Consider the following 24,170-nt stretch of genomic DNA (forward strand, 5'->3'; position numbering starts at 1 on the left):
GGTTTCGCGCTGCTAAGCCTCGCCAATGCCCCATCTCTATCTTGTCGACGGCTCGAGCTTCATCTTTCGCGCCTATCATGTGCTGCCCAAGCTGACCAACAAGCATGGCGAACCTGCGGGTGCGGTCTATGGCTATGTGTCGATGCTGTGGAAGCTGGCGAGCGAACTGCACAAGGCCGAGGGCCCGACGCACCTGGCTGTGATCCTCGACAAGGCGGAGGAGACGTTTCGCAACCAGCTTTACGACCAGTACAAGGCGAACCGTCCGCCGGCTCCCGAAGATCTGCGCCCGCAATTCCCGATGATCCGCGACGCGACGCGCGCGTTCAGCCTGCCCTGTATCGAGGAACTGGGCTGGGAGGCGGACGATCTGATCGCGAGTTACTCCAAGGCAGCGCTGGCGCAGGGGTGGCAGGTGACGATCGTCAGTTCCGACAAGGATCTGATGCAGCTGCTGACCGAACCGGGCATCGACATGCTCGACACGATGAAGGACCGGCGCATGGGGCCGGAGGCGGTGGTCGAGAAGTTCGGGGTCGGGCCGGACAAGCTCGGCGAAGTTCTGGCGCTGATGGGCGACAGCGTCGACAATGTGCCGGGCGTGCCGGGGGTGGGGCCGAAGACCGCGGCCAAGCTGATCCTCGAGCATGGCGATGTCGAGGCGGTGCTGGCCGCCGCGCCGACGATGAAGCCGGGCAAGCTGCGCGACAACCTGATCGAACATGCCGATATGGCGCGGCTGTCGCGCAAGCTGGTCGCGCTGGCCGAGGATGTGCCGCTGCCCGAACCGCTCGACAGCTTCGTCCTTGACGGAATCCCGGATGCGCCGCTGCGCGCGTTCCTCGAGCATCACGGGTTCAAGACCTTGCTCGCGCGGCTGGGCAGCGGTGGTGAGTCGGTCGCGGATGCGCCGGTCGAGACCCATGAGGTGCCGGGGCTGGAGCCCGATCCACCCTGCGATCACGATGCCTATGAAACGGTGGTCGATGAGGCGGCGCTCGACCGCTGGATTACCGTTGCCCGGCATCAGGGCTGGGTCGCGATCGATACTGAGACGACGGGCACCGACGCGACCCGGGCCGAACTGGTCGGGGTCAGCCTGGCGCTGCACCCCAATCTCGCCTGCTATATTCCGATCGGCCATGGCGGGACCGACATGTTCGCCGAGAAGCCGGTGCAGCTCGACCGCGCGACGGTGCTGGCGCAGCTCAAGCCGCTGCTGGAGGATCCGGCGGTGCTCAAGATCGGGCACAACCTCAAATATGACCTGATCATCCTGGGCCAACTGGGGATCGATATCGCGCCCTATGACGACACGATTGTGATGAGCTTCGATCTCGATGCCGGGCTGCACGGCCATGGCATGGACGAGCTGGCGGCGACGCATCTGTCGCACAGCTGCATCGCGTACAAGGATGTGACCGGGAGCGGAAAGAAGCAGATCGGCTTTGCCGAGGTCGATCTGAAGGCCGCGACGCGCTACGCCGCCGAGGATGCCGATGTCACACTGCGGCTGTGGCGGCGGTTGAAGCCGCGATTGGCCTATGAGGGCGCGACGCGCGTCTATGAGATGGTCGATCGGCCGCTGGTGCGGGTGATCGCCGACATGGAGCTGGCGGGGATCAAGGTCGATGCCGGGGTGCTGGCGCGACTCTCCAGCGAGTTTACGACGCAGATTGCGGCGCTGGAGGCGGAAATCCACGCGATCGCCGGGTTCAAATTCACCATCGGCAGCCCCAAGCAATTGGGCGACGTATTGTTCGACAAGATGGGGATCAAGGGCGGGCGCAAGGGCAAGTCGGGCGTGTACTCGACCGACGTCAACGAGCTGGAGCGGATCGCGGCGGACAAGGATTCGCCCGGGCGGGAGATGGTGCTGAAAGTGCTCGACTGGCGCCAGCTGTCGAAGCTCAAATCCACCTATACCGATGCGCTGCAGGCACAGATCAACCCGGCGACGGGGCGGGTGCATACCAGCTATTCGCTGACCGGGGCGCAGACCGGGCGGCTGTCGTCGACCGACCCGAACCTGCAGAATATCCCGATCCGTACCGAGACGGGGCGGCAGATCCGCGACGCCTTCGTGGCCGAGCCGGGCAACGTCATCCTGTCAGCCGACTATTCGCAGATCGAATTGCGCTTGGCCGCGCATATCGCCGATGTGCCCGCGCTGCGCGAGGCGTTCGAGCAGGGCGAGGACATTCACAACCGCACCGCGATGGAGCTGTTTGGCGAGGTCAACCGCGACACGCGCGGGCGGGCGAAGACGATCAACTTTGCGATCCTCTACGGCATCAGCCGCTGGGGGCTGGCCGGACGGCTCGACGTCACGCCGGACGAAGCGCAGGGGATGATCGACCGCTATTTCCAGAGCTTCCCGGGGATCAGCCGCTATATCGCCGACACGCTGACCGAGGCGAAGGCGCGCGGCTATACGACGACCTTGTTCGGGCGCAAGACGCACTTCACGCGGATCAACGCGCCCAACCAGAATGAGCGCGCGGGCAGCGAGCGCGCCGCGATCAACGCGCCGATTCAGGGGACCAGCGCCGACATCATCAAGCGCGCCATGGCGCGGATGGGGCCGGCGCTGCTGGACGCGGGGCTGCCGAATGTGCGGATGCTGCTGCAGGTGCATGACGAACTGGTGTTCGAACTGCCCGAAGGCGATGTCGATGCTGCGTCGGCGGTGATCCGCCGGGTGATGGAGACTGCGGCGGAACCCGCGATAGCGCTCACCGTGCCGCTCGGCGTGGAGATCGGCACAGGCCCCAGTTGGGGCGCGGCGCATTGAGCAGCGCGACCGCACCGGGTTCGCAACCCGACGATCTCAATGCGCTCGCAAAGGGTGGGCGGACCAATATTCTTGGCTTCATGCTGCGTTTACTCGCGCGGTTGCCGTTCCTGTTCATTGCCGGGCGCCTCTATGGCGCGGAGACAGTCGGGCGGTTCGCGCTCGCCGTCGTCGTGGTCGAGTTGGCAGCGCTGCTCGCCACCCTGGGCCTCAAACGCGGGCTGGCACAGGCGCTGGCGTCGACCGACCGACCGCACAGTCATGTCGTGTGGGACGGGATGGTGGTCGCGTTCGTCGTCTCGGTGCTGGCGAGTGCATTGCTGTTCGTTTTCCCGGATCTGATGTTTCCCAATAGCGGGACCACCGGGCTCGACCGCTATCTGGCAGTGATCGTGTTCGCGATCGCCTGGTCCGATGTCAGCCTCGCCGCGCTTGCCTACCGCCACAATGTGAAGGCCACGGTGACGGCGCGCGCGATCGTGGAACCGTGGACGATCAGTATTGCGGCCTGGGCGCTCTATTATGTCTCGGCACGCGACGGACTGATTATCGCCTATGTCCTGTCGATGGCGGCGGCGCTGGTCGCCAGCCTGATTCCCTTTATCCGCAGCTATGGCCTTCCGCATGGCTGGTCGCCGCGGGTGACTCCATTGCTCCAGCTCGCCCGGCGCAACATGCCTCTGGCGGGCGCGGATGCGATCGAATGGGGGTCGCGCAATATCGACCGATTCATCCTGGGTCTGCTGTTCCCGCCAGCGATCGTCGGCATTTATTACATGGCGCAGCAGGTTTCCTCGATCCCGCAAAAGCTCAAGACCAGCTTCGATCCGGTGTTGGGGCCGGTGATCGCGCGCAATCTGGCCGCAGGAAACCGCAGCGCAATTGCGGCGCAGGTCAAGCAAGTCGGTTTCTGGATCATCACGCTTCAGGCGGCATTGCTGCTGATGGGCGGAATCCCGGCGGAAGGGGTGATGGGCGTTGTCGGCCCGCAATTCGTGGTCGGCGCAGTGGCACTTTGCTTCCTTCTCGCAGCCGAGGTCGCCGCAACGCCCGGCGCGGTGGCAGAGGCCGGGCTGGTCTATATGGCGCGGCACCGCAATCTGGTGGTATCGCTGCTGCTGCTCGGCTTTCAGGCGGCACTGAGCTTTGCGCTGGTGTTCCAGATGCGGGCGATGGGGCTGGATGTGCATGTTCAGGCGGTGGGACCGGCAATGGCGCTGGTACTGACGCTGGCGCTGGGATCGACCATAAAATGCTGGATGCTGGCCAAGCTGACCAGCGCATCGGTGTTCAGCCTGCGCCCCGGCTTCGTGGCCGCGATCCTGGTTGCTGGCGCGGTCGGATGGGCGTTCACGCGACTGCCGCCGCAGCTCGAATGGCTGGAACTGTCGGTCGGCATCCCCGCGATCTTCATCGCCTATTTTGCGGTGATCGCAAAATGGGCGTTCGGGCCGGAAGACCGGGCGCTGTTCAAGAAGATGCCGAAGAGCGAACCGACACTGCCCGACGAGAAAGTTTGACCCGCACCCCGTTTACGCTGATGACCAAGTCGCCAAAGCTCCCAGCTTTGGCTGGAACATCCGGGGGACGTTCCACTTGGTCATTGTCGAAGCGCGGGCGCAGACCTCAGGGGCTGGCCCTTCGAAAGGCTCAGGACAAACGGAGAGTGGGCATTTTCGCTCAATGCCGGAAGTGGCGCATCCCGGTGAACACCATCGCGAGGCCAGCCCCATCCGCCGCCGCGATCACTTCATCGTCGCGGATCGATCCGCCAGGCTGGATCACGGCAGTCGCGCCCGCCTCGACGGCCGCGAGCAGGCCGTCGGCGAAGGGGAAGAAGGCGTCGGAGGCGACCGCGCTGCCGATCGTGCGCGGCTGGGACCAGCCGGCCTTTTCGGCGGCGTCCTTGGCCTTCCATGCGGCGATCCGCGCGGATTCGAGGCGGTTCATCTGCCCCGCGCCGACCCCTGCGGTGCTGCCATCCTTGGCATAGACGATTGCGTTCGACTTGACGTGCTTGGCGACTGTCCAGGCGAACAGGCAGTCGGCAAGTTCCTGATCGGTCGGCGCGCGTTGCGTGACCACCTTGAGCGCGTCCTGCGTCACGCTGCCATTGTCGCGCGACTGGACCAGTGCTCCGCCCGCGATCGTCTTGAGCATCAGGCCGGGTCGCGTCGGATTGGGCAACTCGCCGCAGATCAGCAGGCGGAGGTTCTTCTTCGCGGCGAAAATGGTCTTGGCTTCATCGCTCGCACCGGGAGCGACGACGACTTCAGTGAAAATCTCGGTGATCGCCTTCGCCGTCTCGGCATCCAGCGGACGGTTGAGCGCGATGATCCCGCCAAATGCCGAAACCGAATCGCAGGCGAGCGCGGCCTTGTACGCGTCGACCAAAGTCTCGGCGGTGGCGACGCCGCAGGGGTTGGCGTGCTTGACGATCACCACCGTCGGCGGGCCGTCGCGGAATTCGCTGACCAGTTCGAGCGCGGCATCGGCGTCGTTATAGTTGTTGTAGCTCAGCTCCTTGCCCTGCAGCTGCTCGGCCTGCGCGATCCCCGGCGTGGCGGGACCGGCGGGGAGGTAGAGGGCGGCGGACTGATGCGGGTTCTCACCGTACCGGAGCTCTTCGCCGCGTTTGAACACCAACGGGAGCGTTTCGGGGAATTTTTCGCCCTGATCGGCGAAGGCGAACCAACTGGCGATGGTCGAGTCGTACTGGGCAGTCAGGGCATAGGCCTTGGCGGCAAAGCGCTTGCGGTCGTCGAGCGTGGTCTCGCCGGTCGCGACCACGGCATAGTCGGCGGGATCGGTGACGATCGCGACAAATGCGTGGTTCTTGGCGGCAGAACGGACCATCGACGGGCCGCCGATGTCGATATTCTCGATAATCTCGTCGCGGCTCGCGCCCTTCGCGACAGTCTGGGCGAAGGGGTAGAGATTGACCACGACCAGGTCGATCATCCCGATCGCATGTTCGCTGGCCGAGGCCATGTGGCCAGCATCGTCGCGCACCGCGAGCAGACCGCCATGCACCACCGGGTGCAGCGTCTTGACGCGGCCGTCCATCATTTCGGGGAAACCAGTGAGGTCGGAGATGTCGCGGACTTCCAGCCCTGCCTCACGCAGCACCTTGGACGTGCCGCCGGTCGAAACGAGTTCGACTCCCTTGGCGGCGAGCGCCTGACCGAGTTCGACGATCCCGGTCTTGTCGGAAACCGAGAGGAGGGCGCGGCGGATCGTGATGCTGCTCATGGCCGCGCGCTTTAGCTTGCGGGGCTTGCTCTGCAAGCCCCGAGTTGCGGCACCGGCCCGCTCTCCCACCCGGCCACCCATCGAAGATACCTTGAAGTGGGTGGCCGGGTGGGGGAGCGGGCCGGTGCCGCAACGCTTCAGCTATGCTGAAGCCGACAACTATCTCGCGCGGTGGAACAGCCAAGAGACACTGGAGCCGCCGGTCAGCGCCTCGCCGGTCAGGACGATCTGCTGGGTTTCACGTGGAATGCCCTTGGCGTCGATCCACACGCTTTCCTCGATCGCCAGCGCCGCGCCGCGCGCACGGAACTGCCACACCGATCCCGACCGCGTGCGGAGCAAGGCGCCCGAGCCATCGGCAGTGGGGGGTGGCGTCAACCGCAGGGTGGAGGTGGAAGCGGACGGTGAACGGCACGGCGCCGCCCTTGCCCCCGCGCTTCTCCGCGGGAAGCAGACTGTCTTCGCCGCGCACGTCGCGACCATCGGTGCCGAGCGCGATGGTGCGGCGGTGGATCACGCCGTGGCGGCGGGCATAGCCGTCATGGCTCGCCTCGATCCGGCTGGCGGTCTCGGTCTCGTTGCGGCTCAGCTCCATCTCGACCACCCCGCGTCCGAGCGTGCCGTCGGGATGGATCGCGGTGGAATTGCTGTCGCGCACGACCAGGGTCGAATGCGCCGCAGTCGTCCGCAGCCCCTCGGTCAGCGCGGTGGGCAGGCGCAGGTCCGCGCCGCGCGCGCCGCCGCAACTGACGACGATCCGCTCCTCGCCATCGGAGAATTCGAAGGCGAGGGTGGAGGCGCAGCCCCCGGCCATCACTCGTGCGATCGGCGGCGGGGCGGCGTCCATGATGAGCACCGTCCCCTGCTGGGCGAGGCGCTGATAGCCCCATTCATGCGCCTGACGCAGCGGGCGGACACGTGCCCCGGTCGCTTCGACCGTTTGGTCGACGACGTCACCGGGGACGGGTAGTCCGCCCTGCCAGCTAGCCAGGCCACGATCGCCATGGCTCACGCCGAGCAATGCCGAGACCATGCGGCCGATCGCCTCACCGACAAAGGGCGGCGCATCGAGGCGACGCGCAGCATAGGTTTCGCGAAGCAGCGTGAGCAGCTGGATCGCGTCGAGCAGCGCTGCGGGCGAGCGACCGGTAATCCCGCCATCGCGGCTGACCGCACCGATGATCGCACGGAACAGTCCCGCCTCACCGAACGAACGGCGCGGATCGCCGCCTGGAATCATCAGCCCGGCGGTAAGCACGCCGCACCATGCGGCAATGCGTGGTGCTCCGACGGGCGCGCGGTCGGCGGCGCGATCGAGATGGCGCGCGCCACGGGCGAGCGCGTGGAGAACTTGCGAGCGATAGACGAGGTCGGTGCTCGACAGGATCAGCGGCGCGTGCGCGGTCCAGAATTGCAGGCGGCGACCCCATAGATCGGCGCGCCACGCTGGATCGCGTACGCGATTGGCATGCGCGGCGAGCCATTTGCGCATCAGCGCCTCGGCAATTGGTGCCGCTTGCTGCCGGGTGGCGACGGTGGACAGGTCGCGCAGCCAGGCGAAGCTGTGGAGATGATCGCCGAACGGCACGGACCAGGTCGGTCGGGCGAGGTCGAGCGACTCCACGTCATGGCTCTCGCCGCGAAACACGAGGCGTCCCTCGAGCAACGCATTGCCGCGCGCCGGATCACCCATGAACGGGTCGTCGGTCACCGCGATCAGCTTGAGGGGGTGTCGGCCTTTCAGCCGCAGCGAATGAATTGGGGTCCGCCAGCTCAAGCGGAACAACTTTTCGGAAATGCGGTCGGCGAGAGACAGGCCGCGATCGCCGCCGATCCGGATGAGCCTTTTGCCCTGCTCGATCCCGTCGGTGGCCGCCCCGTCGGCGGGCTCATCGCCGCCAATGCTCACCCCGCCCGCAACGCAGCGATATTGTCGGCATAAGCCGACGGGCCGCCCTTGAACGCTGCGGTGCCCGCGACCAGCGCGTCGGCCCCTGCCGCGATGACGCGCGCGGCGTTCGTGCGATCGACCCCGCCATCGACCTCAAGGTCGATCGACCGGCCGCTGGTGTCGATCTTCGCGCGCAGCGTCGCGATCTTGGAAAGCTGGCTTTCGATGAACTTCTGCCCGCCGAACCCCGGGTTGACGCTCATCACCAGGATCAGGTCGATCAGGTCCATGACGTGGTCCACCACGTCCACCGGGGTCGCCGGATTGAGCACCACGCCGGCGCGCTTGCCCAGCGCCTTGATCGTCTGGAGCGTGCGGTGGAGGTGCGGGCCGCTTTCGGGATGGACCGACAGGCAGTCCGCGCCCGCCTCGGCAAAAGCCTCCAGCATCGGATCGACCGGCGCGATCATCAGATGGACGTCGAACGGCTTGGCGCTGTGCGGGCGCAGCGCCTTGATGATGGCGGGGCCGATCGTGATGTTGGGGACGAAATGTCCGTCCATCACATCGATATGGATCCAGTCGGCCCCGGCCACGTCGATCGCGCGCACTTCATCGCCCAATTTGGCGAAATCGGCGGACAGGATGGACGGGGCGATACGGACCGGGTTCATGGCCTTCCTTTATCACCTCGAAGCTAGGCGGCAACTCGCATCAGGCGCACCATGAAAAACCCGTCGAGCCCGCCTTGTTCCGCGAGCATCCCGGGAAGGGTGCGCAGCCAGCCGCGCGGATGGGCAGACAACCCCTCGGGCAGTTCGTCGGGCAGGATCGGGTCGATCGCGAATTCCGGATGCTGGGCCAGGAAACGCTCGATCTGCTGTTCGCCCTCTTCGGGCTCGAGCGAGCAGGTGGCATAGACCAGCAGCCCGCCGGGCCGGACCCAACGCGCGGCACGCGGGAGCAACTGCGCCTGAAGCTCGGCCATCTCGGCGATCAGGCGCGGGCGGACACGGTGGAGCACATCGGGGTGACGGCGGAAGATGCCGGTCGCACTGCACGGCGCGTCGAGCAGCACGGCGTCGGCCTCGAACCCCGGTGCCCACCTCAGAAGATCTGCTGCGACCACGGTGGCGGACAGCCCGGTGCGCTCGAGATTCTCGTGAAGTCGCGCCAGACGACTTTCCGAGACATCGACGGCAGTGACGTCCCATCCGGCGGCGGCGAGCTGGAGCGTCTTGCCGCCCGGCGCGGCGCACAGATCGAGCGCGCGGCCTGAACCGCCGCCGATCAGGCGGGCGGGGAGCGAGGCGGCGATGTCCTGCACCCACCAATGGCCTTCCGCAAAGCCGGGGAGTTCGAGAACGGTCGAGTCGGAGGGCAGGCGATAATGGCCGGGCCGTAGGCTCGGCGCGTTGGGCCAAGATGCGTCGTGGGCCGGATGCATCGTGAGGTCGAGCGGCGGCGGGGCGGCAATGGCGGCGCAGGCGGCGTCGGCGACGCGCGCCCCCCAATTGGCGGCGATCCGGGCATAGACATCGCCCGGCAGCGCGGGCGGGTCGGTCAGCACGGCATTCTGGCGCATCAGCGTGCCGAACACGCCATGGACCAGCTTGCGCGGACCGCCATCGACCAGCGCCAGCGCGGTGGAGATCGCGGCATGCGGCGGGGTGCCGAGCCGCAGCGCCTGTACCAGCGCGATCCGCAGCACGAAGCGCGCCTTGGCGTCATCGGGCAGGCGATTGCGCGTGGCGCTGTCGATCAGGTCGTCGAGATCGGTGAGGCGGCGCAGCACTTCCGCCGCGATGGCGTGCGCCAGACCGCGATCGGAGGGGGCAAGCCCTTGGGTCGAGGTGTCCAGTGCCTGTTCGATCGCAAGGCCGCGACGGAGCACGGCATCGAGCAGGCGCAGCGCCGCGCGGCGGGCGGGGGTGCCGGGGGGATCGGCGGGGCGGGGCGGAGGGCGATGACCGGTAGGGCGAGGCATCACCGCCCCCTACGCCGAATCGCGCGCGGGTTCACCCCCAAAGCATCAGCCGCGCCGGTTCGGGTCGAGCGCGCTTCCGCGACGCGGTGTCGCGCGCACACCCAGTGCAGACGGACGCTCGGCGGGGGCAGGGGCAGCGAATGCGTCGAGCGGGGCGCTCTGGCCCATGGTGACCGCGATTTCCTCCAGCGCTGCGATGCGGTTGCCGGTGTCGGGGTGGGTCGAAAACAGGCTGTCGCCGCCGCGCGCCAGGCCCGGGACGATGTAGAGTTGTGCTGCGGCAGGATTGCGTTCCGCCACCGGGTTCGGCACCGCCGCCGCGCCGCGCGCGAGCTTGGCCAGCGCCGAGGCGAGCGCGCGCGGGTTGCCCGAAATCTCCGCGCCGCCGCGATCCGCGCCATATTCGCGGGTGCGGCTGATCGCCATCTGGACGATCATCGCGGCGAACGGCGCGACGATCACCGCAAGAATGGTAGCGAGGAACGCGCCGCGGTTGTCGTCGCCGCCGCGAAAGAACAGGCCGAAATTGGCGAGCATCGAAATCGCGCCGGCGATCGTCGCGACCATTGTCATGATCAGCGTGTCGCGGTTGCGGACATGCGCCAGCTCATGCGCCATAACGCCCGCAATCTCCTCACGGTTGAGGATGTTGAGCAGGCCGGTGGTCGCCGCAACCGCCGCATTCTCGGGATTGCGCCCGGTGGCAAAGGCGTTGGGGTGGGGCGAATCGATGATGTACACCTTGGGCATCGGCAGCTGCGCGCGCTGGGCAAGTCCGGCGACCAGATTGTAGAATTCGGGCGCGGATGCACCGTCCACCTGACGCGCGCCGTGCATCTTCAGCACGATCTTGTCGGCATTCCAGTAGGTGAAGAGGTTCATCCCCACCGCGACCTGCAGCGCGATGATCATGCCCCCGCGTCCGCCAATGGTGAAGCCCAAAGCCATGAACAGCGCCGTCAGCGCCGCCAGCAGCATCGTCGTCTTGAAACCGTTCACTTGGATTCGATCCTTTCAGACCCCAATGTGGGGGCTGCAATCCGCGCGTCAATCTGAGGACCGATCATGGGCAAGCGCCCCCCGCATGTGAAGCCGCCCGTATATCTGTCGAAGAGCCCCCCGCTGCCAAAGCCTGAGACCGGGAAGAAGGCGGAGACCGATCCGCTGGGCAATGATCCCACCCGCTATGGCGACTGGGAGCTGAAGGGCATCGCGGTCGATTTCTGAACCGGCTGCGGAACGAAAGCAGGGACGGCGCGTCCTGCGCCGATGACCGCCCCAACCCGTACCCTGATGATCCGGATCGCCATCGGCATCGCCGTGGCGATCTTGTTGCTGTTGCTCGCGCTGGCGATGATGCCCTGGGGCGCGTTCAAGGGCCGGGCTGAGCGCGCGTTGTCCGACCGGTTCGATGCGCCGGTGACGATCGGCGCGATCGAGCGGCGCGGACTGTTTTCCTTCGCGCCATTGCTCGACATTCGCGACCTGCGCATCGCTCAGCCGGCCTGGGCCGGGACGGGGGAGATGGTGCGGGTCGAGCGCGTCACCGTGCGCCTTCCGGTGCTCCCGATCCTGATCGGGCGATTCGCGCCCGAGCCGGTCGAGGCGGCGAATGGCCGGATCATGCTGGTTCGCGCGCAGGACGGCCGCAAGAATTGGGACCGCAGGCCCGAGCGCGGCAGCGGCGGGGGGGAGCGGGCTCGACCGGTTGGCGGTGCGCAACCTGATCCTCGATTACCGCGACGCGCTCAAGGATCGGCGCGCGTCGGTGCGGATCGACTCGGACACCGCGGGGTTCCGCGCTTCCGGCACCGGCGCGCTCGCCACGGAGCAGGTGAGCATCGAGGTGCGCGGCGCGCCGGTCGCCGGGCGCGCGCGCTGGCCGTTCCGCGCGCGGATTGCCGGGCCGACCACGCGGATCGCGGTGCAGGGCGCGATGGCGGCGCCGTTCAACACGCGCGACATGGCGTTCGACATTGCGACACGGGGCGCCGACCTGCTCGATATCGATCGGGTGATCGAGGCAGGGCTGTTCGGGACCCAGCCGGTCGCGCTGGCCGGACGCGTGTCGCGCAAGGGCGATCAGTGGCGGATCGAGCGACTGGCCGGGACGATCGGCGGCTCCCGCCTGTCGAATGCGATCGCTACGGTGGACAAGAGCAAGCCAGGGCGTACGCGGATCGAGGGCGATGTCGTGCTGGCGAGCCTGGCGTTCGACGATCTTGCCAATGACCGCGGGCTTGCCATCGCGGCGGCGCGGCGCGCGCGGCTGGGCGACCGGCTGGTCCCGGCGACCGCAATCGACCTGAAGAGCGTGAGCGATGTCGATGGCGTGCTCCGGGTTCGCGCCGACCGGATCGTCGGCACGCCGGGCTTCAGGTCGGCCGAGGGGGTGCTGACGCTCGACAATGCGCGATTGACCGTCGATCCGTTCGCGATGGGGATGACACCCGGCAGCCTGAGCGGACGGGTGGTGATCGATCAGCGTGACGGCAAGCCGCAACCCAGCTTGACGCTCGACCTGCGGCTGCACGGCAGCAGGATCGCCGCGCTGGCGGGGGATGGTGTGCTCGATGCCCCGTTGCAGGGCCGCGCGCGGTTGACCGGCGCGGGCAAGACGATCCGCGATGCGATCGGGCGGTCCAGCGGCAGCGTCGCGCTGGTCGGTGGATCGGGTCGGATTCCGGCGAACATCGCTTCCTATCTGGGACTGGATGTCGGGCGCGGCGCGCTGGTCGGGGACGAGAGGGTCGCGGCACTGCGCTGCATGATCCTTAGGCTGGACGTGAAGAATGGAACCGGGCGGATGAATCCGTTCCTGATCGACACGTCGCGCGGCCAGTCGCGCTTTACCGGCACGGTGGACCTGCCGGACGAGCGGTTGGCGCTGGCGATGACCGGGTCGCCCAAGAAGGAAAGCCTGTTGCGGCTGACCAAGCCGGTGCCGGTGTCGGGGACGATCAAGGCGCCTGTGATGCGCCTGCCCGAAGGTGCGAAGCCCAATGTCGGCGGGGTGCTCAAGCTGCTGGGCGACGCGATCGCCGGGGACCGCCCGCCGCTGGCGACCGATGCCGATTGCAATGCACTGGCGGCGAAGGCGCTGCGCTAGAGCGCGTCGCGAATCTTGAGGACGGTATTCCAGTTGCGGGCGGTCGTAACCGGGTCGCGCGTCGCTTTTCCTAAGGGCGCGTGGAGCATCGAGCGCGCCTGACCTTCCGGGAAGTCGATGTAAAGTTCACGATCGATCGCCTGCGCGCGTTCGGGGCCGTCATAGTCGGCCATCAGCGCGGCGACCGCGTCGCCATCGACCGGTTTTCGGTGGAAGGTGACGACCAGGAAGCTGGGACGGTCTCGCGCGGCATCGGGAAAAGGGTTGGTAGCGACCACGGCAGCCATGTCTTCAGGCGTGCGGACGAAGATTTCGGATTTGAGGCCGGTTTGCTTCTCAAGTTCATCGTGGATTTGCGCTTCGAGCGCTTCGGCCTTCGCCCCGGGAGCGGTAAAGACGACATTACCCGAGGCGAGCAGGATCTTGACGTCAGTGAAGCCCAACCCCTCGACCACCGCCTTCAACTCGGCCGATTTGAGCTGACGCTTGCCGAGGTTGATCCCCCGCAGCAGCGCCGCCCATCTCATGCGGCTTCCCCGCGCGTCGGGCGGGCGAGCAGCGCGTCGACCACTGCGCGTACCGGGGTGCCTTCGAGCAGGGCGCAGACCGCTTCGGTTACCGGCATCTCGACCCCGGCGGCGCGTGCCGCTTCGCGCAGCACCGGGGCGGTGGCGGCGCCTTCGGCTACGGTACGGCGGTCGGCGAGCAGCTCCGACGCCGCCTTGCCCTGACCCAGCCCGACGCCGAGCGAGAAGTTGCGCGAATTGGTCGAGGAGCAGGTGAGAACCAGGTCGCCCAAGCCCGACAGCCCCGCCAGCGTCTCTGGCCGCCCGCCGCGCGCGACGCCGAAACGGGTCATCTCGGCAAAGCCGCGCGCGATCAGGGCGGCGCGGGCGTTGAGGCCCAGCCCCGCACCCTCGACCACGCCGCATGCGATGGCGAGGACGTTCTTGACAGCGCCGCCAATCTCCGCGCCGGTGACGTCGGACGAGCCATAGGTGCGGAAGGTCGGCCCGCCGAGCCGCTCGGCCAGCGCGTCGCGCAGGGCAGCGTCCTCGCACGCCAGCGTGACGGCGGTGGGCAGCCCCTTTGCCACCTCATGCGCAAAGGTGGGGCCGGAGAGGACCGCGACCGGCGCTTCCGGGTGCAGCTCGCGCGCGATTTCCGCGACCAGCTTCTGCGTCCCCGCCTCGATCCCCTTTGCGCAGAGCACCAGCGGGCGGTTGCCGGCTGGAAGCTGCGACAGGACCGAGCGGAGGAACTGCGCCGGGACGACCACAAGCAGGGCGTCGCTATCGGCAAGTGCGGCAAGGTCGCTGGTCGCATGGATCGACGGGGAGAGGGGGACACCGGCGAGGAACAGCGCATTCTCATGGGCCGCGTTCACTGACGTCACGACGTCATCCTCACGCGCCCACAACATCACCGGCTCACCGCCGCGCGCTGCCACCTGAGCGAGAGCGGTGCCCCATGCGCCGCCACCGAGCACACCGATCTTCATGCCTTCACCCCCGCTCCACGCACCTTCTCCGCGTCCGGGTCGAGCGGCCAGCGCGGGCGCGCGGGCACGTCGAGCGGGTCGCTGTATCCGGCGGCGAAGCGCTCCGCCCCGGCCCAGGCGATCATGGCCGCATTGTCGGTGCAGAGCCAGAGTGGCGGCGCGACGAAGCGCAGGCCATGTTCGGTCGCGAGCGTCTCAAGCGCTGCGCGCACCGACGCGTTGGCGGCGACTCCGCCCGCGACGACCAGAGCGGTCGCGCCCATCGCCTTGCCCAGCGCGATGCGGGTGCGATCGACCAGGCAATCGACCACCGCCTGCTGGAACGATGCGGCGAGGTCGGCGGGATCGAACTTGCCGACTTTGCGCGCGACGTCGCTCTTGAGGCCCGCGAAGGAGAAGTGCGGCTCGCCCGATCCGACCAGCGGGCGGGGCAGCGGGACCGCGCGCGGATCGCCATACTTCGCCGCCGCCTCGACCGCGGGGCCACCGGGGAAGCCGAGGCCAAGCAGCTTGGCGGTCTTGTCGAACGCCTCACCCGCCGCATCGTCGATCGTGGTGGCGAGGCGGCGATAGGCGCCGACTCCCTCGACCAGCAGCAGCTGGCAATGCCCGCCCGACACGAGCAGGAGCAGATAAGGGAAGGCGAGATCGGGGTCGGTCAGGCGGGGGGACAGGGCGTGGCCCTCGAGATGATTGACCGCGACCAGCGGCTTGCCCGCCGCGTGCGCCAGCGCCTTGCCGGTAACGAGGCCGACCATCACCCCGCCGATCAGTCCTGGCCCGGCGGTCGCCGCGACCGCATCGACATCGGCGAGCGTGACGCCCGCCTCTTCGAACGCGGCGGCGATCAGCGGCTCGAGCGCCTCGACATGCGCGCGCGCGGCAATTTCGGGGACCACGCCGCCGAACGGCCGATGCGCCTCGTCCTGCCGGGCAAGGCGGTGAGAGAGGATGCGGCGGTCCGTGGTCACCAGCGCGGCGGCGGTTTCGTCACAACTCGATTCGAGGCCGAGGATCAGCATCGCGCCGATCTAGGGAGTCGCGGAGCAATTGTCGAAGGGGGCTAGGAAGTCGCGATTCCTGCCTTTGCCATCACCTCCGCGCCGGTCAGCCGCTCATGGTCCCCGGCAAAGGCATAGCCGGCGGGCTGCTCATCGACGAAAATCTCTTCGGTGAGCGGAAAGGCGTCGACACCCTCGAACAAACCCGCGCCGAACGAATACCCGTCCTTCGGCGCATAATAGTAGAAAAGATGCGTCCCGCAGTTGCGGCAAAAGCCGCGCTCCGCCCAGTCGGACGAATGATAGCGGACAATGTGTTCAGCGCCATCGATCTGCGGATCGGTGACCAGCCGCAGCGATAGTAAAGGCCCGCCGCCCCAGCGCCTGCACATGCTGCAATGGCATGCCTCAATCACCGGCGCGGGGGCGGCAATCCGCACCCGCACCGCGCCGCACAGGCAATGTCCGTCGAGTTGCTTTGCGTCTGACATCGCGCACCTCCGTCGCATGGGATAGCGCGCTGCGATGCAGGCGGATAGTTCAGCTGTGCGTCGACAGCACCTCCGCCACCCGCGCCTCCGACCGGGCATGGAGCGCCCAGAAGTCGCGAACGGGGTCGCCGGCCAACAGCCCTTGCAGCACTGCAAAGTGGGCGTGCCAGCCGCCCCCGAAATTGGCCATCGGCGCGGGGCCGGTGATGCCGCTGTGAGTGAGGATCAGGCGAGTCTTGTCCGCCCCGTCGGCGAACAGTTCGAACCGGGCGGTTCCTTCCTTCCCTTCATCCCAGCTGATCGCGAAGACATGTGGCGGATCATATTCGACCACCCGCTCGCACCCGACCGCGCCTTTCCATTTGGCGTATTCCTCCGGATAGGGAACGTCATCGGTCGACAGTTCGTCATGGTCGAATACCAGATCCACTTCGCCGCCCCGCCGCGCATCGGTGCCGCCCGCGAACCACCGGCGGCGTAGATCGGCGTCGACCAGGTAGCGCCACACCGTCGCGGGCGGTGCGTCGAGGATGCGGACCATGCGAATCGTATCGGGCGCGAGGCGTTCGAGGTCGGGCATCGTGGCGGTCATGGCGTGTCTCCCTTGGGAAGGTCGGCGAGCAGGATTTCGAGCTGGTCGAGGCGCGCGTTCCAGAAGTCTGCCCATTGCTGCAGCCACTGGTTCGCTTCGGCGAGCGGCGCAGGATTGAGCGCGCAGCGATGCGTGCGGCCATCGCGGCGGCGCACAACCAGGCCAGCGCGTTCGAGCACCTGAACATGCTTCGACGCCCCGGCGAGGGTCATCGCATAAGGCTGCGCAAGTTCGCCGATGCTCTTTTCGCCTTGGGCGAGTGTGGCGAGCATCCCGCGCCGTGTGGGATCGGCGAGGGCGTGAAATGTGGCATCGAGTCGTTCAACCATTTGGTTGAATTACACGGTCGCCCTGGGACTGTCAACCGACCGGTTTAGCTTTGCGCCATCGCGCGATCCGATACGAACGGGTTGGTCTTGCGTTCCTGCCCGAAGCTGCTCGGCTGGCCATGGCCCGGGACGAACACCGTGTCGTCACCGAGCGGCCACAGCTTGGTGGTAATCGCGTCGAGCAGGTCCTGATGATTGCCCATCGGGAAGTCGGTGCGGCCGATCGATCCCTGAAAGATCACGTCGCCGACGATGGCGAGCTTCGACGGCGCATGGTGGAACACGACATGCCCCGGGGTGTGGCCGGGGCAGTGATAGACGTCGAGCGTCAGGTCGCCGACCGTGACGGTGTCCCCATCGACCAGCCAGCGATCGGGCTCAAACGGTTTGCCGTCGATGCCATATTTGCGGCCATCATCGTCGAGCCGGCTGATCCAGAAGCGGTCGGCCTCATGCGGCCCCTCGATCGGCACGCCCAGCTCCTTGGCTAGCATGCCCGCCTGGCCGCAATGGTCGATATGGCCATGGGTAATCAGCAATTTTTCGATGGTGACGCTATGCTGCGCTGCCGCCGCCTTGAGCAGATGCAGGTCGCCGCCCGGATCGGTGAACGCACCACGCATGGTGCGGGTGCACCAGAGCAGGGTCGAATTCTGCTGGAGCGGAGTGACGGGGACGATCGCGGCGCGCAGTGGGGGCGTGGGGGTGGTGGACATGGCTGTTGCAGATAGTCTGCCCCCGATCGTGCAGCAACAGAGGCTTGCGGGCAGACGTTTAGCGCTTCATGGCCGGTGCGATGCGACCCGACACACCGTTTGTGCTGCTCGACGATGCCCGGCCGGGGGGCAGTGACGCGCGGCTCTACACCGTGCCGGTGCGGGTGGTCGTCGCACATCGCCCGGAAGAGGTCACACCTGCGCTCGCCGCGCTGGACGCCGCGCGGGGCGAGGGACTGCATGCGGCGGGCTATATCGCTTACGAGGCCGGACATGCGATCGAGACACGACTTGCCGGGCTGAGCCGCACGAAAAGCGATACGCCGCTCTTGTGGTTCGGATTGTTCGAGACGGCCGAGCATCTGGCCCCAGACACCGTCGCCGCACGGCTGCCCGACCCGGCGGGGGGTTGGGTCGGACGGCCCGCACCGGGGATTAGCCGCGCCGACTATGACATTGCCTTTGCCCGCGTGCATGACTGGATCGAGGCGGGGGATATCTATCAAGCCAATTTGACCTTTCGAGCTGCGGTGCGCGTCGCGGGCGACCCGCTTGCCGCCTATGCCGCGATCCGCGCGCGGGCGGCGGCGGGCTATGGCGGGATTGTGTGGACTGGCAGCGACTGGCTGTTGTCCTTCTCGCCCGAATTGTTCTTTGCGCTCCGCAGAGGCGAGCTGATCGCGCGACCGATGAAGGGGACGACGCCGCGCGGTGCTACGCCGGAGGCAGATGACGCGGCGCGGGCCGAACTGGCGCTGGACGAAAAGCAGCGCGCCGAAAATCTGATGATCGTCGATCTGATGCGCAACGACCTCACCCGGATCGCCGCGCCGGGCAGCGTGCATGTGCCCGAATTGTTCAAGGTCGAAACCTATCCGACGCTGCACACCATGGTGTCGACCGTCGCGGCAAAGCTCGCGCCCGACATCGGCCCGGGGCAGGCGCTGGCGGCGATCTTCCCGTGCGGGTCGGTGACCGGCGCGCCCAAGATTCGGGCGATGGAGGTGATCGCGGCGGTCGAGCCCGATGCGCGCGGTGCCTATACCGGATCGATCGGGCGGATCGATCCGGATGGCGACGCCGCGTTCAATGTCGCAATTCGCACGCTGCATTTGCGCGATGGAGCCGATGAAGCGACGATTGGCCTCGGCTCGGGCGTGGTTGCCGATTCGCGCGCGGGTGAGGAATGGGACGAATGCCTGGCCAAGGGCGCATTCCTGACGCGGGGCCAGCGGCGCTTCGACCTGATCGAGACGATGGCATTCGATCCCGTCGGGGGGATCGCGTTGCTCGAACGGCATCTTGAGCGGATGCGGGCCAGCGCCGGGGCGTTCGGGATACCGTTCGACCGGCACGGCGTGCGCAACGAGCTGCAGGCCGCGACCTTCCGGCTGCGTCATCCGGCCAAGGTGCGGCTGCTGCTGTCACCCGAGGGACGACTTGCGATCGGCACCGGACCGATGCCCGGGGCACCGTACGGTCCGGTCACGGTCGCGCTCGCCCGCCGCCAAGTCGCGCCGCGCGACTTTCGCCTGGTCCACAAGACCAGCGACCGCAGCCCCTGGCCGCGTGTCGCGGGGGGCGTGGGAGACGGTATTCGTCGATGACGAGGGGTATCTGACAGAGGGCAGCTTCACCTCGCTCTTCGTGCCCGGCGACGACGGCGTTCTGCGCACCCCGCCGCTGGCGCGCGGCATCTTGCCCGGCGTGTTGCGCGCCGAGCTGATCGCTACCGGCCGCGCGGTCGAGGCCGATCTGCAGCCCGAGGATTTGCGCCAGGGATTCCAGCTCGGCAACGCGCTGCGCGGACTTGTTTCGGCTGTTACGGTTGCGGAAGTGGAACCCTCCGACCTATAGGGCGCGCGATTTCCATTCAGAGAGGCGTTTTCCATGCAGACCTCCGCCGCGCTCAACCGCATCCAGCCCTCCGCGACGCTCGCGATGACGAGCCGCGTGTTCGAGCTGAAGCGCGCGGGGGGTCGATGTCATTGGCCTGGGCGCGGGCGAACCTGATTTCGACACGCCCGATTTCGTCAAGGAAGCGGCGATCGAGGCGATCCGCCGCGGCGCGACCAAATACACCAATGTCGACGGCACGCCCGAGCTCAAGGCTGCGATCGTCGCGAAGTATGCGCGCGACAATGGCCTGACCTATGCCGAAAGCCAGATCAGCGTGAATTCGGGCGGCAAGCACACCTTGTTCAACGCGTTCTGTGCGACGATTGACGCGGGTGACGAGGTGGTGATCCCGGCACCCTATTGGGTCAGCTATCCCGATGTGGTCGAGTTTGCTGGCGGGAAGCCGGTGTTCGTCGCGGCGGGTGCCGACCAGGCCTACAAGATCAAGCCCGAACAGCTGGAAGCGGCGATCACCGCAAAGACCAAATGGGTGGTGCTCAACTCACCGTCCAACCCGACCGGCGCGGCGTATAGCGCGGCCGAGCTGCGCGCGCTGGGCGAGGTGCTGGAGCGGCACCCGCATGTGCTGATCTATGCCGACGATATGTATGAGCACATCCTGTACGACGGCTTCGAATTCGCGACGATCGCACAGGTGTGTCCGGCGCTCTACGACCGCACGCTGACCGCGAATGGCGTGTCGAAGGCCTATGCCATGACCGGCTGGCGCATAGGCTATGCCGGTGGCCCGCAATGGCTGATCAAGGCGATGGGCAAGCTCCAGTCGCAGTCGACCAGCAACCCGTGCAGCATCAGCCAGGCGGCATCGGTTGCGGCGCTCAACGGCGATCAGTCGTTCCTGGCCGAGCGCAACGCCGCGTTCCAGACGCGCCGCGATCTGGTGGTGTCGATGCTCAATGCCATCGACGGGATGACCTGCCCGACGCCGGAGGGTGCCTTCTACGTCTATCCCGAGTTCAGCGCGCTGATCGGCAAGACCACGCCCAAGGGGCTGAAGATCGACAGCGACGAGACGATGGTCGGCTATCTGCTCGACGACGCGAAGGTGGCTGCTGTGCACGGCGCGGCGTTCGGCCTGTCGCCGGCGCTGCGCATCAGCTATGCGACCAGCGATGCGCTGCTGACGCAGGCGTGCACGCGGATTCAGGAGGCGTGCGCCGTGCTGCGCTGACCAGCGATATTTTTTCGCTGAGCGCTGAAACCTTTTGCGCGGGTTTCCCGAATATGAACGGGAAGACCAGCGCAGGTTCAGCGCGGGAAAGTTAGTCTTTGCTTGGAATTCGAGGTGGCACCCCCATCTCCGCGCCAAGCACAAAGGATTTGTACCATGATCGCGGCTTTCAAATCGCCGTTTCTCCGCCGTTTCCTTGCCGGTTTCTCGCTTGGCGCGATCGGAATGGTCGCGCTCCATGCGGAGCAGGTGATGGCGGCGCCGCTGTTCTGATGCTGCGCGCGGTCGCCCTCGGCCTTGCCAGCTTGGGGGCGATCGGGTTCGCGCATGTGGCGGGCCTGGCTCCCCCCGTGTTCGCCGGCGGCGGCGAAAAGGCCGTCCCGATCCCCGCTTCCACCACCGATGTCGCGCCCGCGCCAGGCGATCAGGTCGCGGTCCTCGCCGGCGGCTGTTTCTGGGGCATGGAGGCGGTGTTCGAGCAGGTGAAGGGCGTGAAGACGGTGACCAGCGGCTATGCCGGTGGTACCCGCGCGACCGCGACCTATGCCCAGGTGGTGACCGAACGCACCGACCATGCCGAGGCGATCCGCATCACGTATGACCCGCGGGTGGTCAGCTATGCGACCTTGCTGCGCATCTATTTCTCGGTCGCGCACGATCCCACTCAGCTCAATCGGCAGGGGCCGGATATCGGCCCAAGCTATCGCTCGGCGATCTTTCCGCAGAACCCGGGACAGGCCCGGGTCGCGCGCGCCTATATCGATCAGCTCGGCAAGAGCGGTGTCTATCGCGCGCGGATCGTGACGAAGATCGAGAGCGGCGAATATTATCTGGCCGAGCCGGAGCACCAGGACTTTGCGCGGCGCAACCCGAACCACAGCTATATCGTCCGTTGGGACAAGCCCAAGGTCGCGGCGTTCCGCGCGGCGTTCCCCAGCCTCGCGCGCTAGAACCCCAGTTCGGCCAGCTTTCCCGCAAGTTCGGGCGGAAGTGACGCCATGTCGCCGCTGCCCAGATCGGCGGGCGCATCGGCCCCTTCCAGATAGCGCCAGCCCTGATGCGCGCGCTTGGCTTGCGGCACGACCTGCACCAGCGCGGGGTCGAGCAGGATCGCGGTGCGACCGCCCTCTGCCTCGGCAAAGCCCAAGATGGGGGAGCGCGCGACCAACTGGTGCTTGAGGATCCAGAACAGCGACCCCTGACCGGCGATCTCTTCATGCCGCTTTGGCAGATAGCGGGTGGTCAGCGCGACCGGGCCGTCGAGGCCGCGCAGTGCCAGCCGCTCGCGCAGATGGTCGACCCCGGTGGTCCCGAACGCGACTTTGGTAAGGTGGAGCGCCATCGCCGCGATCTGGGGACCGGGCGGCTGCCGGTCAAGCTACCAGCCGACCAGCCCCGATGCGACGGCGAGTCCGAGAAAGGCGAGAAATCCCATCGGATCGGTGACCATCGTCACGAACACCGACGATGCGACCGCAGGATCCTGGTTCATCCGGTCGAGCGCGACCGGGACCAGTACCCCCGCGAGCCCGGCGACCAGAATGTTGATCACCATCGCCGCCGCGATTACGCCGCCCAGCGCCGGATTGCCGAAGACGATTGCCGCACCCAGGCCGAGCAGCACGGCGATCGTGCCGCCGTTGAGCAGGGCGACCTTGATCTCGCGCTTGACCATCCGCATCGTGTTCGACTGGGTCAGCTGATTGGTCGCCAGGGCGCGCACGATGATCGCCATCGTCTGCGTCCCCGCATTGCCGCCGACCGATGCGACGATCGGCATCAGGATCGCCAGCGCCACCATCTGCTCGATCGCGCCGCCGAACAGCGCGATGATGGTCGATGCGACCAGCGCGGTGAACAAATTGGCGATCAGCCAGCGCACGCGCGCGATATAGGAATCGCGCACCGGCTCGTTGATGTCGCCATCGCCCGCGCCCGACAGCAGCAGTGCGTCCTCGCCCGCTTCCTCGGAGATGATATGGACGATGTCGTCCACCGTGATCATGCCGACCAGCCGTCCGGCATCGTCGATTACCGCGGCGGAGATCAGCGCATATTTCTGAAAGATCAGCGCGACCTCTTCCTGATCCATGCCGACCGGGATCAGCGTCTGTTCGCGCTTCATCACGTCCGCGATCGACACCGATCGCGGGGTGCGCAGGATCCACGACAGCGCGCAGGTGCCGACCGGGTGGTGCGCCGGGTCGACGACGAAGATTTCCCAAAAATCGGTCGGCAGCTCCTCCTCGCCGCGCAGGAAGTCGAGCACGTCGCCGACCGTCCAATGCTCGGGTACCGCGATCAGCTCGCGCTGCATCAGGCGGCCGGCGGATTCCTCGGGGTAGGACAGCGCCTCTTCGATCGCGGCACGATCGTCGGGGTCGAGCGCGCGGAGGACGGCACGCTGGTCCTCTTCCTCCATGTCCTCGATGATCGCGACCGCGTCGTCGGTATCGAGTTCGGCGGCGATATCGGCGACTTCGTGCGGCTCGAGCGCCTCGATCAGCGCCTCGCGCACCCAGTCGTTCATCTCGGCGAGCACATCGCCGTCGATCAGGCCCGAGATGGCAGCGGCGAGCGCATGGCGCTGGTCGGCGGGCGTCAGCTCGACCAGGTCGGCAATGTCGGCGGGGTGAAGCGGTTCGACCTTCTCGCGCGCCGCCTCGACATCGCCCGACTCGACCAGGTCGAGGACGGTCCGCACGAACTCGGGAGACATCCGCTCATGCGCCTCGTGCGCGGGCGAATCGGGGGTACCGGCCGTGGTTTCGGTCTCGTCGATCATCGAGCCTCCCCCGACTGTGCTGCCCGCCCCCTCTAACGCGCTCGAATCGCGCTGCCAATCCGCTGCAGGCGCGCCATGATTTGCAACCCGCTCCGCGCCGCCCTAGGGGAGGGAGGTCTCATTTGTTTCCACTGGAGTTTTCCTTTCGATGTCCGATCTTCCGACGCGCCTTGTGATGACGCTCGACAGCGGCGACGTGCACATCCAGCTGCGCCCCGACCTTGCCCCCCAGCATGTCGAGCGGATCGTCAAGCTGGCCGACAGCGGCTTCTATGACGGCGTCGTGTTCCACCGTGTGATCGACGGCTTCATGGCGCAGGGCGGCGACCCCAGCGGCACCGGCATGGGCGGGTCGAAGGAGCCCAACCTTCCCGCCGAATTCAGCCGTGAACCGCATGTCCGCGGCGCATGCTCGATGGCGCGCACCAACGATCCCAACAGCGCGAATTCGCAGTTCTTCATCTGCCTCGACGACGCAACCTTCCTCGACGGCCAGTACACCGTCTGGGGCGTGGTGACCGAAGGCATGGAGCATGTCGACGCACTGCCCAAGGGCGAGCCGCCGCGCAACCCGGGCAAGATCGTCCAGGCGCGCAGCGCAGCCTGAACTATCGGTTCACACCGAGTTCAA

At 67.1% G+C, this 24,170-nt stretch carries 21 protein-coding genes and 3 pseudogenes; 10 read left to right on the forward strand and 14 right to left on the reverse strand.

The genetic code is table 11. From position 1 onward, the window contains the following. Positions 1–25 precede the first annotated feature (25 nt). A complete protein-coding gene (gene polA / locus LRS08_RS09730) occupies positions 26–2,794 on the forward strand; it encodes a DNA polymerase I (protein WP_260481610.1) in 2,769 nt (922 codons plus the stop codon). Then, positions 2,791–4,314 (forward strand): lipopolysaccharide biosynthesis protein, encoded by a 1,524-nt coding sequence (locus LRS08_RS09735; protein ID WP_257843863.1) that lies wholly within the window; start codon positions 2,791–2,793, stop codon positions 4,312–4,314. The genes polA and LRS08_RS09735 overlap by 4 nt, the downstream gene beginning before the upstream one ends. A 160-nt stretch (positions 4,315–4,474) precedes the next feature. Here the strand turns inward: LRS08_RS09735 and purH are convergent, their stop codons facing one another. From purH to htpX, 5 genes and pseudogenes are all read right to left on the reverse strand, one after another. Further along, a complete protein-coding gene (gene purH, locus LRS08_RS09740; protein ID WP_257843862.1) occupies positions 4,475–6,046 on the reverse strand; it encodes a bifunctional phosphoribosylaminoimidazolecarboxamide formyltransferase/IMP cyclohydrolase in 1,572 nt (523 codons plus the stop codon). A gap of 159 nt (positions 6,047–6,205) precedes the next feature. Further along, positions 6,206–7,955: pseudogene (locus LRS08_RS09745) on the reverse strand (heparinase II/III family protein). Next, the gene (rpe, locus tag LRS08_RS09750; RefSeq protein ID WP_257843860.1) at positions 7,952–8,611 is read right to left on the reverse strand and encodes a ribulose-phosphate 3-epimerase; all 660 of its coding nucleotides are present in this window, start codon (positions 8,609–8,611) and stop codon (positions 7,952–7,954) included. The pseudogene LRS08_RS09745 and the gene rpe overlap by 4 nt, the downstream one beginning before the upstream one ends. 23 nt (positions 8,612–8,634) lie before the next feature. Then, positions 8,635–9,924, reverse strand: coding sequence for an RsmB/NOP family class I SAM-dependent RNA methyltransferase (locus LRS08_RS09755; RefSeq protein ID WP_260481611.1), 1,290 nt, complete (start codon positions 9,922–9,924; stop codon positions 8,635–8,637). A 45-nt stretch (positions 9,925–9,969) separates the two neighbouring features. After that, the gene (gene htpX / locus LRS08_RS09760; protein WP_260481612.1) at positions 9,970–10,923 is read right to left on the reverse strand and encodes a zinc metalloprotease HtpX; all 954 of its coding nucleotides are present in this window, start codon (positions 10,921–10,923) and stop codon (positions 9,970–9,972) included. 66 nt (positions 10,924–10,989) lie between these two features. Here htpX and LRS08_RS09765 point away from each other — a divergent pair, with 66 nt between their 5' ends. From LRS08_RS09765 to LRS08_RS09775, 3 genes and pseudogenes are all read left to right on the forward strand, one after another. Then, positions 10,990–11,151, forward strand: coding sequence for a DUF1674 domain-containing protein (locus tag LRS08_RS09765; protein WP_257843859.1), 162 nt, complete (start codon positions 10,990–10,992; stop codon positions 11,149–11,151). A gap of 129 nt (positions 11,152–11,280) precedes the next feature. Next, a pseudogene (locus LRS08_RS20300) lies at positions 11,281–11,529 on the forward strand (AsmA family protein); the annotation flags it as partial. Between the two features lie 109 nt (positions 11,530–11,638). Then, positions 11,639–13,033, forward strand: a complete 1,395-nt coding sequence (locus tag LRS08_RS09775; RefSeq protein WP_260481614.1) for an AsmA-like C-terminal region-containing protein — start codon at positions 11,639–11,641, stop codon at positions 13,031–13,033. Here LRS08_RS09775 and LRS08_RS09780 read toward each other — a convergent pair. From LRS08_RS09780 to LRS08_RS09810, 7 genes are read right to left on the reverse strand one after another with little or no spacing between them, the layout of a single operon-like run. Further along, complete coding sequence (locus tag LRS08_RS09780) at positions 13,030–13,560, reverse strand: DUF1697 domain-containing protein (protein WP_257843857.1); 531 nt, start codon at positions 13,558–13,560, stop codon at positions 13,030–13,032. The two genes, LRS08_RS09775 and LRS08_RS09780, sit on opposite strands and share 4 nt — an antisense overlap. Continuing rightward, on the reverse strand, positions 13,557–14,534 hold the full coding sequence (locus tag LRS08_RS09785; protein WP_257845447.1) for an NAD(P)H-dependent glycerol-3-phosphate dehydrogenase: 978 nt from the start codon (positions 14,532–14,534) through the stop codon (positions 13,557–13,559). The genes LRS08_RS09780 and LRS08_RS09785 overlap by 4 nt, the downstream gene beginning before the upstream one ends. Next, positions 14,531–15,556 carry a tRNA (adenosine(37)-N6)-threonylcarbamoyltransferase complex transferase subunit TsaD gene (gene tsaD, locus LRS08_RS09790; protein WP_260481615.1) on the reverse strand — a complete coding sequence of 342 codons (1,026 nt, stop codon included), beginning with the start codon at positions 15,554–15,556 and terminating at the stop codon, positions 14,531–14,533. Before tsaD ends, LRS08_RS09785 begins: the two co-directional genes overlap by 4 nt. Positions 15,557–15,597: 41 nt before the next feature. Beyond that, positions 15,598–16,026, reverse strand: coding sequence for a GFA family protein (locus LRS08_RS09795; RefSeq protein WP_257843856.1), 429 nt, complete (start codon positions 16,024–16,026; stop codon positions 15,598–15,600). Positions 16,027–16,075: 49 nt separating this feature from the next. Continuing rightward, positions 16,076–16,618 (reverse strand): SRPBCC family protein, encoded by a 543-nt coding sequence (locus LRS08_RS09800; RefSeq protein WP_257843855.1) that lies wholly within the window; start codon positions 16,616–16,618, stop codon positions 16,076–16,078. Then, a complete protein-coding gene (locus tag LRS08_RS09805) occupies positions 16,615–16,947 on the reverse strand; it encodes a helix-turn-helix transcriptional regulator (protein WP_257843854.1) in 333 nt (110 codons plus the stop codon). The genes LRS08_RS09800 and LRS08_RS09805 overlap by 4 nt, the downstream gene beginning before the upstream one ends. Positions 16,948–16,991: 44 nt before the next feature. Next, entirely contained in the window at positions 16,992–17,663 is a 672-nt protein-coding gene (locus LRS08_RS09810; RefSeq protein ID WP_257843853.1) for an MBL fold metallo-hydrolase, read from the reverse strand. Positions 17,664–17,743: 80 nt separating this feature from the next. Between LRS08_RS09810 and pabB the strand changes: the two genes are divergently transcribed. The 4 genes and pseudogenes from pabB (at position 17,744) to msrA (ending at position 21,704) form a co-directional block, all read left to right on the forward strand. Further along, a complete protein-coding gene (pabB, locus tag LRS08_RS09815; RefSeq protein ID WP_409456286.1) occupies positions 17,744–19,270 on the forward strand; it encodes an aminodeoxychorismate synthase component I in 1,527 nt (508 codons plus the stop codon). Continuing rightward, positions 19,233–19,520, forward strand: coding sequence for an aminotransferase class IV (locus LRS08_RS20305; RefSeq protein ID WP_409456287.1), 288 nt, complete (start codon positions 19,233–19,235; stop codon positions 19,518–19,520). Before pabB ends, LRS08_RS20305 begins: the two co-directional genes overlap by 38 nt. A 33-nt stretch (positions 19,521–19,553) precedes the next feature. Then, a pseudogene (locus tag LRS08_RS09820) lies at positions 19,554–20,754 on the forward strand (pyridoxal phosphate-dependent aminotransferase). Between the two features lie 272 nt (positions 20,755–21,026). Then, entirely contained in the window at positions 21,027–21,704 is a 678-nt protein-coding gene (gene msrA / locus LRS08_RS09825) for a peptide-methionine (S)-S-oxide reductase MsrA (RefSeq protein ID WP_257843851.1), read from the forward strand. Here msrA and LRS08_RS09830 read toward each other — a convergent pair. Together LRS08_RS09830 and mgtE are read right to left on the reverse strand one after the other, a co-directional pair. Next, positions 21,701–22,096, reverse strand: coding sequence for a DUF1489 family protein (locus LRS08_RS09830; RefSeq protein ID WP_257843850.1), 396 nt, complete (start codon positions 22,094–22,096; stop codon positions 21,701–21,703). The genes msrA and LRS08_RS09830 overlap by 4 nt on opposite strands. 36 nt (positions 22,097–22,132) lie before the next feature. Then, positions 22,133–23,539, reverse strand: a complete 1,407-nt coding sequence (gene mgtE, locus LRS08_RS09835) for a magnesium transporter (protein WP_260481616.1) — start codon at positions 23,537–23,539, stop codon at positions 22,133–22,135. A 148-nt stretch (positions 23,540–23,687) separates the two neighbouring features. Between mgtE and LRS08_RS09840 the strand changes: the two genes are divergently transcribed. After that, on the forward strand, positions 23,688–24,146 hold the full coding sequence (locus LRS08_RS09840) for a peptidylprolyl isomerase (protein WP_257843849.1): 459 nt from the start codon (positions 23,688–23,690) through the stop codon (positions 24,144–24,146). Positions 24,147–24,170 lie beyond the last annotated feature (24 nt).

The organism is Sphingomonas sp. J315 (assembly GCF_024666595.1).
Lineage (GTDB): Bacteria > Pseudomonadota > Alphaproteobacteria > Sphingomonadales > Sphingomonadaceae > Sphingomonas.